General features: G+C 70.1%; 13 protein-coding genes. 10 read left to right on the plus strand and 3 right to left on the minus strand.

Annotated features, from left to right (window positions below):
• Window positions 1–94: 94 nt before the first annotated feature.
• Complete coding sequence (locus ABD235_RS14180; RefSeq protein WP_344174171.1) at window positions 95–784, minus strand: hypothetical protein; 690 nt, start codon at window positions 782–784, stop codon at window positions 95–97.
• A 101-nt stretch (window positions 785–885) separates the two neighbouring features.
• Between ABD235_RS14180 and ABD235_RS14185 the strand changes: the two genes are divergently transcribed.
• The 6 genes from ABD235_RS14185 (at window position 886) to ABD235_RS14210 (ending at window position 7525) form a co-directional block, all read left to right on the plus strand.
• Window positions 886–1779, plus strand: coding sequence for an ABC transporter ATP-binding protein (locus ABD235_RS14185; protein ID WP_344174173.1), 894 nt, complete (start codon window positions 886–888; stop codon window positions 1777–1779).
• Window positions 1776–2513, plus strand: coding sequence for an ABC transporter permease (locus tag ABD235_RS14190; RefSeq protein WP_344174175.1), 738 nt, complete (start codon window positions 1776–1778; stop codon window positions 2511–2513). The genes ABD235_RS14185 and ABD235_RS14190 overlap by 4 nt, the downstream gene beginning before the upstream one ends.
• Window positions 2514–2525: 12 nt before the next feature.
• Window positions 2526–3746, plus strand: coding sequence for a sensor histidine kinase (locus ABD235_RS14195; protein WP_344174177.1), 1221 nt, complete (start codon window positions 2526–2528; stop codon window positions 3744–3746).
• Window positions 3739–4368, plus strand: coding sequence for a response regulator (locus ABD235_RS14200; RefSeq protein WP_344174179.1), 630 nt, complete (start codon window positions 3739–3741; stop codon window positions 4366–4368). Before ABD235_RS14195 ends, ABD235_RS14200 begins: the two co-directional genes overlap by 8 nt.
• Window positions 4369–4486: 118 nt before the next feature.
• Window positions 4487–6139 (plus strand): NAD(P)/FAD-dependent oxidoreductase, encoded by a 1653-nt coding sequence (locus tag ABD235_RS14205; RefSeq protein WP_344174181.1) that lies wholly within the window; start codon window positions 4487–4489, stop codon window positions 6137–6139.
• 3 nt (window positions 6140–6142) lie between these two features.
• Entirely contained in the window at window positions 6143–7525 is a 1383-nt protein-coding gene (locus tag ABD235_RS14210; RefSeq protein ID WP_344174184.1) for a sensor histidine kinase, read from the plus strand.
• Between the two features lie 3 nt (window positions 7526–7528).
• Here ABD235_RS14210 and ABD235_RS14215 read toward each other — a convergent pair whose 3' ends face one another.
• Window positions 7529–8005, minus strand: a complete 477-nt coding sequence (locus tag ABD235_RS14215) for a ribonuclease H family protein (RefSeq protein ID WP_344174186.1) — start codon at window positions 8003–8005, stop codon at window positions 7529–7531.
• Between the two features lie 79 nt (window positions 8006–8084).
• On the opposite strand from ABD235_RS14215, the gene ABD235_RS14220 reads away from it, so the two are divergent.
• Window positions 8085–8402, plus strand: coding sequence for a hypothetical protein (locus ABD235_RS14220; RefSeq protein WP_344174188.1), 318 nt, complete (start codon window positions 8085–8087; stop codon window positions 8400–8402).
• Here the strand turns inward: ABD235_RS14220 and ABD235_RS14225 are convergent, their stop codons facing one another.
• The gene (locus ABD235_RS14225) at window positions 8403–9227 is read right to left on the minus strand and encodes a M55 family metallopeptidase (RefSeq protein WP_344174190.1); all 825 of its coding nucleotides are present in this window, start codon (window positions 9225–9227) and stop codon (window positions 8403–8405) included.
• A gap of 61 nt (window positions 9228–9288) precedes the next feature.
• Between ABD235_RS14225 and ABD235_RS14230 the strand changes: the two genes are divergently transcribed.
• The 3 genes from ABD235_RS14230 to ABD235_RS14240 all read left to right on the plus strand — a co-directional run bounded on the left by ABD235_RS14230 (window position 9289) and on the right by ABD235_RS14240 (window position 14540).
• Window positions 9289–10278 carry a YihY/virulence factor BrkB family protein gene (locus tag ABD235_RS14230; RefSeq protein ID WP_344174192.1) on the plus strand — a complete coding sequence of 330 codons (990 nt, stop codon included), beginning with the start codon at window positions 9289–9291 and terminating at the stop codon, window positions 10276–10278.
• Between the two features lie 59 nt (window positions 10279–10337).
• Complete coding sequence (locus tag ABD235_RS14235; RefSeq protein ID WP_344174194.1) at window positions 10338–10937, plus strand: hypothetical protein; 600 nt, start codon at window positions 10338–10340, stop codon at window positions 10935–10937.
• Window positions 10938–11195: 258 nt separating this feature from the next.
• Window positions 11196–14540, plus strand: coding sequence for a S8 family serine peptidase (locus ABD235_RS14240; protein WP_344174196.1), 3345 nt, complete (start codon window positions 11196–11198; stop codon window positions 14538–14540).
• Window positions 14541–14567 lie beyond the last annotated feature (27 nt).

A 14567-nucleotide genomic window follows, 5' to 3' on the forward strand; every position in this document is an offset into this window, starting at 1 on the left:
TACGTCACCCTAACGGTCGCGCGACACCGATCCGCAGAACGGCGGGGTGCCGTGCAAGAACGTCGAGCACGACACTGCCGTGGACGACTGCGACCTACCGGGGAACGATTTCTGTTCGGCCTTGCCACGAGCCGTGTTCTGACAGAGGCCGGAACCGCAGCGTGGCGAACTCGTGGTGGAAGTCCCGGCGGCGGCGCTCGACCATCGCGGCGGCGTGACGGTCGGGCGCGGGGACAGCGCTGTGGCCGTGGACCATGTCTTCCATCTCTTGGATGGAGTGCCAGACCGAAAACGTGGAGATTGTGTGGGGTGGGCGCATCGCGGCCAGCGCCAACGTGGTTCCCGGGTGATCGCGGACAAGGCGTTCTACTGGCTTGCCCCATTTCAGGAATCTGGGGACTTCGGGGAGGCGCATTCGGGCGAGGGTGACGGCGACGACCGGTTCGGCTGGGTCCCAGTCGCCTGAACGCGCGGGCAGGTCGGGGAAGGCTGCTAGGCGGGACCAGCGGCGGAGGAATTGCAGGCGGACGTGCCAGCCTGTGGCCAGGTCTTGGCCCAGGGGGTGGTCTGCGAGGAAGGCGAGGAGTGCGGGTTCGTCTTCCCAGCGGGCGAACATGGCCATTCGGCGGAGTTGCATGCGGGAGGGGGAGATGGTGGGGGCGCCCAGGGTCATCAGCGCCAGGCATTCGGCGTGGCGGAGGCCGGGGGCGGATGGGGGCCTCCACAGGGCGCGTGCCGTTGTTGCCGGGCTGAGCTCCGCTAGGTGGAACGTGAAGATCGTCATCGTGGGCAACTGTCGCACGACAGAAGATCAGCCGATTGGGTGATGGCGGGCGAGCTTGATGGGCGATGTGGGGTGGGTGTGCCTTCCGCGAGGGTTTTCGTATGGCTGTTGTCGAGGTGAGTGGGTTACGGAAGTCGTACGGCGATCGCACCGTGGTGGACGGGGTTTCCTTCGGGGTCGAGGAAGGGGAGATCTTCGGGATCTTGGGGCCGAACGGGGCGGGGAAGACGACGACCGTGGAGTGTGTCGAGGGGCTGCGGGTTCCGGACGGCGGGAAGGTCAGGGTCGCTGGGCTTGATCCGGTGGCGGATCGCGCGGAGGTGAGTCAACTGCTCGGGGCTCAGCTGCAGGAGAGTGAGTTGCAGGGGAAGCTCACGGTTCGGGAGGCGTTGGAGTTGTACGCCGCCTTCTACCCGCGGCCGGCTGACTGGAGGGTGCTGGCTGAGCGGTTGGGGCTCAACGAACACCTGGACCGGCGGTTCGGGCAGTTGAGTGGCGGGCAGAAGCAGCGGTTGTTCATTGCGCTGGCGCTGGTGGGGAATCCTCGGGTGGTGGTGCTCGACGAGCTGACGACGGGGCTGGATCCGCGGGCTCGGCGGGAGACCTGGGAGATCGTTGAGGACATCCGGAGGCAGGGCGTCACCGTTCTGCTGGTCACGCATTTCATGGAGGAAGCGCAGCGGTTGTGCGATCGGATCGCGGTGATCGACAAGGGGCGGATCACCGCGCTGGACACGCCGCGGGGGCTGATCAGCCGGACGGCGGGGGCCACCGTCATGTCGTTCACGCCGTCGGCTCCGGTGGACCTCGAAGGGGTGCCGCAGCTGGTGTCGGTGGAGGAGCAAGAGGGGCGGATCACGCTCAGGGGCACCGACGAGACGGTGACCGCCGTGCTGTCGTTGCTGGCTCGGCAGCGGATTACGGCGCTGCAGCTTCGGGTGACTGATGCGACGCTCGACGATGCGTTCCTCGACCTGACGGGAGCTGCGAAATGAGTACAACCGCTGTCCTCAAAGCTGAGGCCCGACTGTTCCGGCGGGAGCCGGGAGCGTTGTTCTGGGTGATCGCGTTTCCCTCGCTGTTGTTGGGGATTCTGGGCGCCGTACCGTCGTTTCGTCAGAGCAGCCCGGACCTTGGCGGGCTTCGGCTGATCGACGTCTACGTGCCGGTACTCGTTCTGGTCGCGCTGATCATGGCCGGCGTGCAGACGATGCCGCCGGTGATCACCGGGTACCGCGAGCGTGGGATCCTGCGGCGGATGTCGCTGACGCCGGTTCGGCCGGGAGCGTTGCTGGGTGCGCAGATGGGGTTGAACGGCGCGGCCGCGATCCTCTCGGCGCTGCTCTGCCTGACGATCGGGCGGGCTGTCCTCAACGTCGCGCTACCGCGCCAGGCCGCCGGATACGTGCTGGCGTTGCTGCTGACGGCGGCTGCGGCGTTGGCCCTGGGCGCCCTCGTGTCAGCGCTTGCGAAGACGGCGAAGATGGCGGGCGCCATCGGCTCGGTCGTGTTCTTCCCCAGCCTGTTCTGCGCCGGGCTCTGGATCCCGGTGCGGTCGATGCCGGACCTGATGGCGCACATCGTCGTACTGACGCCGTTCGGCGCGGCGGCGAGTGCGCTTGATCAGGCGTCGACCGGCCAGTGGCCGGACTGGTCGCACCTCGGAGTCATGACCGCGTGGGCCGTCGTACTGACCGCCGCGGCAGCGCGCTGGTTCCGGTGGGAGTAGGAGACTAGGCGCGTGGACACCGACATCGAGCGCCGGCAGGAGGTTTTCCGCGAGTGGCTGCCGTACGGGCTGCTCTGCATCGGCACGGTGCTGTCCACCGCCACGGCCGGGCTGATCATGCCGGACACCGACGACCGGATCCTGGCCGGCGTACTGGTCGCAATGGCGCTTGCGCTCGAGGTGTGGTGGACCAGGACCAACCGTCCAGGCCCAAATCGCATCTCGGCGGCGTACTACGCCACAAGACTGGCCCTCGGCTTCGTGCTGACGTTGCTGAACGGGTTGTTCGCGTTCTACGCCGTCGCCGGCTACTTCGACACCAACGAGCAGATCGCCAACCGGCGCTGGAAGCAGTTCGCCTTGTTCGCCTGCTCCGTCCCGGTCGCCGCCGCGCAGAGCAGCGGGATCCCGGTCGGCGACTCGCTGAAGTGGGTCGTGTTCGCCGGGCTCCTGGTGGCCAACAACGTGCTGCTGACGACGGTCGTGCACTTCTCCGAGCAGGAGGACGAGCGGTCGCGGGCCCGGGCGGCGACGATCGTCGAGCTCGAGCGGGCCCAGGACGAGAACGCCGCCCTGCAGGCGCAGCTCCTGGTCCAGGCCAGGGAGGCCGGGATCGCCGACGAGCGCCGGCGGATGGCCGCGGAGATCCACGACACGATCGCGCAGGGTCTGACCGGCATCATCGCGCAGCTGCAGGTCGTCGCGAACATCTCCGACGAACCGGTCGTGCAGGAGCGCGTCGGCCGCGCGACCGAGCTGGCCCGGCACAGCCTGAGCGAGGCCCGGCGCTCGGTGCAGAACCTCGCCCCGGTCGATCTCTCGTACGACGGGCTCCCGGTCGCGCTGCGCAAGACCGTCGACCAGTGGGCCGAGCGCACCGCCGTACGGGCCGACTTCACCCTCACCGGTACGGCGCAGCAGCTCCATCAGGAGGTCTCGGCGACGCTGCTCCGGATCACCCAGGAGGCCCTCGCGAACGTGGCCAAGCACGCCTCGGCCGAGCGCGTCGGCGTCACCCTCAGCTTCATCGACGACGAGGTCACCTTGGACATCCGCGACGACGGCAAGGGTTTCGACCCGCTGATCAGAACCGAGCGCAGCAGCACCGGCGGCTTCGGCCTCGACGGCATGCGGGCCCGCGCCGAACGGATCGCCGGTTCGCTCACCGTCGAGTCCGAAGCAGGGGCCGGTACGGCGCTGTCGGCGCGCGTACCGTTGGTGCCCCATGGCTGAGATCTCCCTCCTCCTCGTCGACGACCATCCCGTTGTCCGCAACGGGCTTCGCGGCCTGTTCGAGTCGGTCCCCGGCTTCATCGTGCTCGCCGAGGCGTCCAACGGGGTCGAGGCGGTCGCACTGGCCACCGAGCTCGACCCGGACGTGATCCTGATGGACCTGCGGATGCCCGGAGGCAGCGGGCTCGACGCCATCACCGAGCTGACCCGCCGCGGCGCCCGCGCGAAGATCCTGGTCCTCACCACCTGGGACTCCGACTCCGACACCCTGCCGGCGATCGAGGCCGGCGCGACCGGCTACCTGCTCAAGGACGCGCCGGGGCCGGAGTTGTTCACCGGTGTCCGCGAGGCGGCGGCCGGTCGTACGGTCCTCTCCCCCGCCGTGGCTTCCCGCCTCGTCTCAGCAGTCCGTACGCCGGCCAACGCGCTCGCCGCTCGGGAACGCGAGGTGCTCGCGTTGGTTGCCAAGGGCACCTCCAACCGCGAGATCGCCCGCGAGCTGTTCATCAGCGAGGCGACGGTGAAGACGCACCTCAGCCACCTGTTCACCAAGCTCGGCGTGACCGACCGCGCCGCGGCGGTCGCGAAGGGCTACGAACAAGGCATCCTCGGCCGGGACTGACCTCCGGCCCGCGGTTGGGAGCCTCGGACAACAGCTTCGGCCGCGGAAGGCTCGGCGGGGCTGGGATCTGGCCGGGCGGGCGTTGTCGTGCTTACGCTGGCCTCGGGGGGAAGACCAGATGAGCAAACCCACGATCCTGACCGTCGACGACGATCCCATGGTGTCGGCGGCGATCTCGCGAGACCTGCGGAACCGGTACGGCGACGACTACCTGATCGTGCGCGCCGGGTCGGGCGCGCAAGCCCTTGCGGTGCTGGCGAAGCTTGCGCTGCGCAACCAACCGGTCGCGCTGATCGCCGCTGACCAGCGGATGCCGGAGATGACCGGCATCGAGATGCTCGAGCGGGCGCGGGTGCACGCACCCGGCGCGAAGTACCTGCTACTCACCGCGTACGCCGACACCGACGTCGCGATCAAGGCGATCAACGACATCGGCCTCGACTACTACCTGCTCAAGCCGTGGGACCCGCCCGAGGAGCGGTTGTACCCGGTGATCGAGGGCCTGCTCGACGACTGGCGGCAGGCCAACCCCGATCACACGTCCGACGTACGGGTCATCGGCAACCGGTGGTCCGACCGCAGTCACGAGATCAAGACGTTCCTGGCCCGCAACTACGTCCCCTACCGCTGGTACGACGTCGAGCGCGACACCGAAGCCCGCAGACTGACGCAGCTCGCCGAGGCGGAAGCGCCGGACCTGCCGCTGGTCCTGATCCCCGACGGCGACACCCTGCGCAGGCCGTCGACGCTCGATCTCGCGGGAGCCCTGGGCCTGCGAACCACCGCCCAGCAACCCCTGTACGACGTGTGCATCGTCGGCGGCGGTCCCGCGGGCCTGGCGGCCGCGGTGTACGCGGCGTCCGAAGGACTGAGCACGGTGATCGTCGAGCGCGAGGCGCCGGGTGGGCAGGCCGGGCAGAGCGCGGCGATCGAGAACTACCTCGGGTTCCCCAGAGGACTGACCGGCTCGGACCTGGCCCAGCGGGCGGTCGCGCAGGTGTCGCGGTTCGGCGCGGAGATGGTGCTGGCCCGCTCGGTGACCGGCTTCGAGACCAGGGGTCCGGTCCATGCCGTCCTGGTCGAGGGCGCGGGCGAGATCGAGGCCCGCGCGGTGATCGTGGCGACCGGGGTTTCGTACCGCCGGCTGGAAGCGCCCGGGCTCGCGGAGCTCACCAGCTGCGGCGTGTACTACGGCGTGAGCGCGAGCGACGCGAGCCAGTGCGAGGGCGACGACGTCTATCTCGTCGGCGGGGCCAACTCGGCGGGTCAGGCCGCGCTCAACCTGGCGCGCTACGCGCGGAACGTCGTCCTGATCGTCCGGGGCTCCTCGCTGGAAGCCACGATGTCGCGGTACCTGATCGACAAGATCGCGTCCACGCCGAACATCCGCGTGCGGTGCCGCAGCGAGGTGGCGGCCTGTCGTGGCAACGGTCACCTGGAGGCCGTCACCATCGCCGACCGAAACACGGGCCGCACCGAGGAGCTGCCGACGAGCTGGTTGTTCGTCTTCGTGGGCGCCTCGCCGCGCACCGAGTGGCTGGGCCCTGACGTCGTCCGGGACGCCAAGGGTTTCGTGGTCACCGGCCAGGAACTGCTCGCCCACGACCAGGGGTGGCGGTTGCCGAGGGCCCCCTTCGTGCTCGAGTCGAGCGTGCCCGGCGTGTTCGCGGCCGGCGACGTACGGCTCGACTCGATGAAGCGGGTCGCCTCCGCCGTCGGCGAGGGCGCCATGTCCGTCTATCTCGTGCACCGCTATCTGGCCACGGTGTGAGCCGTGGACGTCGGCGACATCAAAGGGCTCAGCCTCTTCGCCGGGCTGAGCGACGGGCAACTCACGGAACTGCTCGAGGGCGGTGCCGAGGTACCGATCGAGCCTGGCGTCAAGCTGTTCACCGAGGGCGAGCACGCGGACTTCTGGTGGGTGCTGGTCGACGGCGCGATCGACCTGTCGAGGCACGTCGGCCGGGAGGACACGGTCGTGGGCCGGATGGACGTGCCGGGTCGCTGGGCCGGCGGGTTCAGGGCCTGGGACGAGCGGGGCGTCTATCTCGCGTCGGGGCGTGGTGTGCAGGAAGGCCGCGTACTACGGGTGCCGGCCGCGGTGCTGCGGACGCTCACCGACGCCTGGTTCCCCTTGGGTGGCCACCTGATCAACGGGGTCTACGGAACCGCGCGATCCATCGAGGCCACCGCGCGGCAACGCCAGTCCCTGGTGACGCTCGGCACCCTCGCCGCGGGTCTTGCCCACGAGATCAACAATCCCGCGGCGGCCGCGACGCGGGCCGCGGGCGCGCTCGAGGGGGTCTGCCAGACGCTGATCTCCTCGCTGGACCGGCTGGCCCAGGGAGAGATCTCGGCCTCGCAGCTGACCGCCCTCGACAAGCTCCGCCGCGAGATCCAGCCGGCCGCGATCAGCCTCGATCCGCTCGACGTCGCGGACCAGGAGAACGCCGTGGCCACCTGGCTCGGGCGCCACGGGGTCGAGCGGGACTGGGTGATCGCGCAGCCGCTGGCCGCGGCCGGGGTCGACGTCGCCTGGTGCGAGCGCGCGGCCGCCGTACTGGACGAGGACAACCTCGAGCCCGGCCTGGACTGGGTGGCGAGCACGTTCGCCGCGACCACGTTGCTGTCCGAGGTGCGGGAGTCGACCCGGCGGATCTCCGACCTGGTCGCGGCCGTCAGGTCGTACTCGCAGATGGACCGGGCGTCGCTGCAGCCCACCGACGTGACCCAGGGACTCGAGAACACCCTGGTGATGCTCGGCCACAAGCTCCGCGACGGGATCGAGGTGGTGCGCGAGTACGGCGACCTGCCGCGGATCGAGGCGTACACCGGTGAGCTCAACCAGGTCTGGACCAACCTGATCGACAACGCCGTCGACGCGATGAACGGATCCGGCACCCTGCGCGTCCGGACCCGCGCCGAGGGCCACGAGATCGTCGTCGAGATCGCCGACACCGGCGAGGGCATGCCCCCGGAGGTCGCCGCCCGCGCCTTCGAGGCCTTCTACACCACCAAGGACGTCGGCAAAGGCACCGGCCTCGGCCTGGACATCGCCCGCCGGATCGTCGTCGAACGCCACAACGGCTCCATCGCGATCACGTCGGCGCCCGGTGACACGACGTTGCAGGTCCGCCTGCCCGTTCGCCGGCCGTGAGGATCAGCGCTGCGGGAAGCAGGCGGCGACGGCCAGGCTGTCGACGAAGTCGTTCATCTCGTGGCCGGAGTGGCCCTTGACCCACTGGAACGCGATGTCGCCGCGGGTGGCCACCAGGTCGACCAAGGGCTCCCACAGGTCGCGGTTGGCGACCGGCTTGCGGGCCGACGTGAGCCAGCCGCGCTCGAGCCAGCCGGTGTGCCAGCGGTCGCGGAAGCAGTTCACGACGTACGTCGAGTCGGAGACGATCAGCAGCGGGCCCTCGTTCGCCCTCGCGGCCTCGAGCGCGGCGCGGATCTCCATCCGCTGGTTCGTGGAGACGGCCTCGTGGCCGGAGGCGAACTCGGTCCTCGACAGGGCCCAGGCCCAGCCGCCCGGGCCGGGATTGACCGAGCAGGCGCCGTCGGTGAACACGCTGCGGGCGCCGACGGGGACGGTCATGTCGGCGGGGCGGGGACGGCGTACGCGGGTGGTGGCCATAAGACCGAAAACACTACTGCACCGGGCCCTCGCCCTCGGTGACCTGCTCGTCGTAATCTCGGAGCAGGGAGTGAGAGCGATGGAGAGGCTGCGGACGTCGCTGGGACAGCTGGCGGACCGGTTCCGCCGGCACCCTGTCGCGGTCGCTGATCCGTTCGACACGTTGTGGTTGCAGACCCGGCTCGGCCACCTGGCCACCGAGATCCGGCGGATCGAGACCGCGCCGCGGATCTACGCGCGAGCGCACCGGTTGATGGCCGTCGAGGCGGCCTACGACGCGCTGCTCGACGAGGCGTGCCGCCTGGCCGGCGTACCGGAGAAGGACGGTCCGGAGCGCGGCGAGGACAAGCGCTGGCTCGAGGAGCAGGAGCTGGCCGCCCGCGGCTGGTCGTGGTGACTACTCGCTGACTCCTCGGCTCAGCAGGACCGCGGCGATGAACGTCCGGAAGAGTTGCAGCGGATCGTCATTGCGCAGGGCAACGACTTTCTCGTCCACCTGCTCGACGCCGCGCAGCGCGCAGGCCAGGTCCGCCAGCGCACGGTTGTGGTACCGGACGGTGAGCTCGGCCGGCTGCTCGATGGTCGGCAGCTGGAAGTCGCCCAAGCGGCGCAGCGCACTCTCGGCGCCGTCCCGGATCCGCTCCTGAGCCAGCTCTGGGTGCACGGTCAGCGCCGCGTTGTGCGAGACCGACTCCTTCACGACGACGCCTTCGATGCCCGGGCAGAACGGCAGCGCCTCGTCGATCGTCACCCGGTCCCCCGAGATCAGTACGACGGGAACCCCGTGCGCCAGCGCCGCGAGCGCGTTGACGCCCGCCTCGCCCGCGACCACGCCGTTGAGGCGGACCTCGGCGATCGCCTTCGGGTTGTACGTGTGGTGCAGCACCGACGACGTGGCGCCCGCCGACCCGTGGTACGAGACGAACATCGCCGCGTCGAAGGAGTCGTCGAGCCCCTCCATCATGTACAGCGGCTTGTGGCGCCCGGACAGGTAGCTCGCGCGGCCGTGCAGCTCGTCCGGGCGCAGGTTCTGCATCGTCGAGTGGGAGTCGTTGACCACGAGCTCGGTCGCACCGGCCGCCAGCGCGCCGTCGATCGCGGCGTTGACCTCCGCCTGCAGCAGCCGGCGGTAGTACTCGTACTCCACGGCCGGCCCCCGCACCTGACCCCAGTCGACGACCCCTGTCGTCCCCTCCATGTCCGTGGACAAGAACACCTTCACCGCCGACTCCTCTCCTGGGCACCTGCGCACGATCGAAGCACAGGGACCGTACGGTAGGGGCGTGGGTACCTTCGGGCAGCGGGTGGACGCTGTGCAGCGGCGGCGTCGGGTCCTGGGATTCCCGCTGGGCGTGATCTACAAGTTCTTCGACGACCAGGGCAGCTACCTCGCGGTGATCGTCACGTACTACGCGTTCGTGGCGATCTTCCCACTGCTGCTGATCTCGTCGTCGGTGCTCGGGTTCGTGCTCCAGGGCAACGAGGAACTGCAGAAGGCCGTGCTGGAGTCGGCGCTCAAGGAGTTCCCGATCGTCGGGACCCAGCTGGCGACGCCGCAGGGTCTGCAGGGCAGTACGGCGGCCGTGATCGTGGGCACGCTGGCCGCCGTGTACGGCGTGATCGGCCTCGGGCAGGCCGTGCAGAACGCGGTCAACGTGACCTGGGGAGTCCCGCGCAACGGCCGGCCCAATCCGTTTCACGGACGGCTGCGCTCGGGCGCGCTGCTGTCGCTGGCGGGACTGACCGTGCTCAGCTTCGCCACGCTGACCGTGCTGGCCGGTAGCCAGATGTCGATGTCCAGCAAGGTCGCGGACGGCATGGGGTGGCTGGTCTCCGTCGGCTCGGTGCTGGTCCTGACCGCGCTGCTGACGCTGTGCCTGCGGCCCGGGATCAGGCCTCGGCCGCCGTTCCGGAAGATTCTGCCGGGAGCGTTCTTCACGGCTCTCGGCTGGCACCTGCTCGAGCGGCTGGGTGGGATCTACGTCGAGCACGTCCTGGCCAAGGCGAGCGAGGTGAACGGCGTGTTCGCGCTGACCCTGGGCCTGATCGGGCTCATCTACGCCGCCTCCACGATCGCCGTCGTCGGCGCCGAGCTGAACTCGGTGATCGCGCACCGGCTCTACCCGCGCTCGCTGCTGGCCCTGTTCAACGACTCCACCGCGGACCTGACCCCGGCCGACCACCGCGCCTACGCGATGTACGCCAAGGCTCAGCGGCACAAGGCCGCCGAGACGATCGAGGTCACCTTCGGGCCGCACGAGCCCAACTCCTGACCCACCAGCTCAGGCGGCGGGTTTCGTGGGTTGGCGGTACGGCGGTTAAGGTCTGCCGGGTGTCCAGTTTTGATGTTGCCGCGCCCGATCACGAACTGACCGACGTCGAGGAACGCACTTGGCGGGAGGTGTCCGACGTCGGGATCGCCGTCGCCCGGACCGAGTGGGCGGGAGCTGCCCGGGAGATGTTGCTGGCAGCGGCCGGCAAGTACCAGGGCCTGGTGCAGCACAAGGACGTCGCGGCCGGCGTCCAGGAGCTGACGGGGATCCGGACCAAGCAGCCGACCCGGCAGTGGATGGGCGGCGTGCTGGCCGAGGTCTCGGCCGAGAGCCTGCGGCGTGGCGAGCCGATGCTGTCGGCGCTGTGCGTGAACCCCGACGAGAGCGTGTTCGACGGGTACGCCGCGATCGTGGGCGCCGCGACCGGGACCACTCCCCCCGACGCCGACGTGCACGCCTCGCACGAGCGGCTCAACGTCTACCGCCACTTCGAGGCGGCCGGGCTGCCGGCCGACGGCGGCAGCCCGATGATCCCGTCGAAGCTGAGCGCGGCGCGCGGCCGGGCGCGCAAGGCGGCGATCGCCGAGCGGCCGATCAACAAGTGCCCGAAGTGCAACCTGCAGACGCCGGCCAACGGGATCTGCGACACCTGCGACTGATCCGGGCCTCGGGCAAGAGGTTGTCGACGGCAAACGCTTGAGTCAGTCGCCGTGGGGTGCGAGGTCTGGCCGAGGACGAGGTTGTGGGCTTAGCCTCACCTCAGGCGGGTGCCGCGGGGGTGTCTGCCGGTACGCCGGAACCCGGGGGGGGTTCGGTCACAGGACTGAAGGGTCTGCAGCGTCGTACGGCGCTGCCCGACGTCCCATGCCTGGCCTTCTGAAGGTTGTCGGCGTCTGCTGCCTTCACAGGAGGCCCTCATGAGGTCCAGAGCCCGGACCCGCACGACCCGACGTACTGCCATCGCCGGTCTGTCCGCCGGCCTGCTGATCGCCGCCACCCTGCCCGCCTTGGGCGCGGCGGCGGCCGACCCGTCCCCCACCGGTCCCAAGACCTGGACGGCGACGCCCCTGGCGGTCGCCGACACGGTCAACGGCGCCAAGTCGCCGAGCGGTCAGCTCGCCAAGAGCGACCCGGCCCTGATCAACAGCACCTCGGCCAAGCAGGTCCGGGTCGTCGTCAAGCTCGACTACGACTCGCTGTCGTCGTACCGCGGTGGACTCAAGGGTCTGCCCGGCACCAGTCCGGCGGTCACCGGCAAGCGCCTCGAGCCGAAGAGCGCGAACGCGGCCAAGTACCTGAAGCACGTGGCGGGGCTCGAGGACACCTTCCTCGCCGCGCTGCGGGACCGGGTCCCGAGCGCGCGGGCCGGCCAGAAGCTGCAGACCGTGTACGGCGGGATCGCGCTGAGCGTCGAGGCGAACAAGGCGCGCGACCTGCTCAAGCTGCCCGGCGTGGCCGCGGTCCAGCAGGACAACCCGCAACAGCTGCTCACCGACTCCAGCGGCGCGTTCATCGGCGCCCCGACGATCTACAACCAGCTCGGCGGCTCCGCGAACGCGGGCAAGGGCGTCGTCGTCGGCATCCTGGACAGCGGCGCCTGGCCCGAGCACCCGTCGTTCGCCGACCCCGGCACGCTGCCGGTGCCACCGCCGACCGTCGACGGCACGGCCCGCGTGTGCGACTTCGGCGACAACCCGCTGACGCCGGCGCCTGACGTTTACACCTGCAACCGCAAGCTGATCGGCGGCCGGCCGTTCCTCGACACCTACAACGCGGTGATCGGTGGGGACGTGTACCCCGACAGCGCGCGGGACTCCAACGGGCACGGCACGCACACCGCCACGACGTCGGCGGGCGGGCCGGTCGCGAACGCCAACCCGCTGGGCATCTCCCGCGGCCCGATCCTCGGGATCGCCCCGGCGGCAGCCGTGTCGGTGTACAAGGTCTGCGGCGCCGAAGGCTGCTTCCCGAGCGACTCGGCCGCGGCCGTCGGACGGGCCGTCCTGGACGGCGTCAAGGTGATCAACTTCTCGATCTCCGGCGGCAGCGACCCGTACAGCGACCCGGTCGAGCTGGCCTTCCTCGACGCGTACGCCGCGGGCGTCTTCGTCGCCGCCTCGGCCGGCAACTCCGGTCCGGGCGCGAACACCACCGACCACCGAAGCCCGTGGGTCACCACGGTGGCGGCGTCGACGCAGAGCCGGACCTTCCGCTCGGCGATCACGCTGACCGGCGACGGCGCGACCGCGTCGATCTCGGGCATCTCGATCACGGCCGGTGTCAGCACGCCGACGCGGGTCGTGCTCGCGTCCGCGCCGCCGTACAACAACGCGGCCTGCACCGCGCCGGCGCCCCCGGGTCTCTTCGTCAACAAGATCGTCGCCTGTGAGTTCACCCCGGGTCGCGTGCTGAAGGGGTTCAACGTCAAGCAGGGCGGCGCGGCCGGCATGCTGATGTACAACACCACCTCGCCGTCCGACGTGTTCAGCGACAACCACTGGCTGCCGACCGCGCAGCTGGAGAAGCCCGACGCCGACGCGCTGCTGGCCTTCGTCGCGGCCCACCCGGCGACCACCAACGCGTCCTTCACGCAAGGCACCAAGACCACCTGGCAGGGCGACGTGATGACGTCGTTCTCGTCGCGTGGTCCCGGTGGTGACTTCCTCAAGCCCGACGTGACCGCGCCCGGCCTGCACATCCTGGCCGGACAGACGCCGACGCCGGAGTCCGCCTCCGAGGGGCCGCCCGGGAACCTGTTCCAGGCGATCGCCGGTACGTCGATGTCGTCGCCGCACGTGGCCGGCGCCGGCGCCCTCGTCGCCGCGCTGCACCCGACGTGGACCGCGGGACAGATCAAGTCCGCCCTCGCCACGACCGCCAAGACCACGGTCAAGAAGCCGGACCGGGTCACCCAGGCCGACCCGTTCGACTACGGCAGCGGCCGGATCGACCTCACCAAGGCCGGCGACCCCGGTCTGACGCTGGACGAGACGGCGGCCAACTACGCGGCCGCGGCGACCGACTCGCTGAACCGGATCGACCTCAACCTGCCGTCGGTCAACGCGCCGACCATGCCGGGCCTGATCACCGCCGAGCGGACGGTCAAGAACGTCACCAACCAGACGCTCACCTTCAGCGCCACCGGTACGACGGTCAGCGGGGCGAACGTCAGCGTGCTGCCGCCGGTGTTCCAGGTGAAGCCCGGCAAGACGCAGAAGCTGACCATCGCCGTCACGGCGCCCGCACTGCCCGACGGTCAGTACTTCGGTCAGGTCAACCTCAAGCAGATCGGCGGCAACCGGGCCCTGCACCTGCCGGTCGCGTTCTTCCGCCAGGAAGGCGTCGTACCGGTCGACCAGACCTGTACGCCGTCGACCATCGCCCGCAACACCGGGGCGTCGACGTGCACGGTCACCGTGCAGAACAACAGCCTGCAGACCACCTCGGTGACGGCGGCGAGCACGCTGAGCTCGCAGCTCCGGCTGAACAGCGTCACCGGCGCCACCCAGGTCGGCGGCCAGCTCGCGACCAAGACCGCGACGCTGGCCGGGCGCCAGCCCGACCGGCCGGTGATCGCACCGGGTGAGTTGTTCGGCTACCTGCCACTCGACGCGTTCGGCGTGGCCCCCACCCCGATCGGGGACGAGCAGGCGCTGAACTTCAACGTCCCGGCCTTCCAGTACGCCGGCCAGACGTACAACCGGATCGGCGTGACCTCGAACGGGTACTCGGTCGCCGGCGGTACGTCGACAAGTGACGACGTCCAGTTCGCCCCGCAGTCCCTGCCCGATCCGGCCCGGCCGAACAACGTGCTCGCGTCGTACTGGACCGACCTGGACGGGACCGCTGCCCCGGGCGTCTACGCGACCACCCTGACCGACGGGGTGGCCACCTGGATCGTGCTGGAGTGGCGGGTGAACCTGTTCGGCACCTCCACGCTGAAGGTGTTCCAGCAGTGGATCGGCGTCAACGGCGCCGAGGACATCACCTACGCCTACAACGGTGCGCTCGGTGACCCACCGGCCGGCTACGGCCTGACGGTCGGCGCCGAGAACCTCGAGGGAACGGCCGGCAGCCAGATCGCCGGTCCGCCGACCGGGGACTACCGGATCACGTCGACGCCGGGAGCGCCGGGCGGTTCGATGACCTACTCGATGAACGTCAAGGGCGTGCAGAAGGGCACCGGGTCGGTCACGACCGGGACCTCGACCCCGCTCGTCAAGGGCCTCACGATCGAGGTCGACAGGATCGTCGTCAACTAACGCGCTGGGGCCGGACCCTACGGGGGT

This window comes from Kribbella lupini (assembly GCF_039529595.1).
Lineage (GTDB): Bacteria > Actinomycetota > Actinomycetes > Propionibacteriales > Kribbellaceae > Kribbella > Kribbella lupini.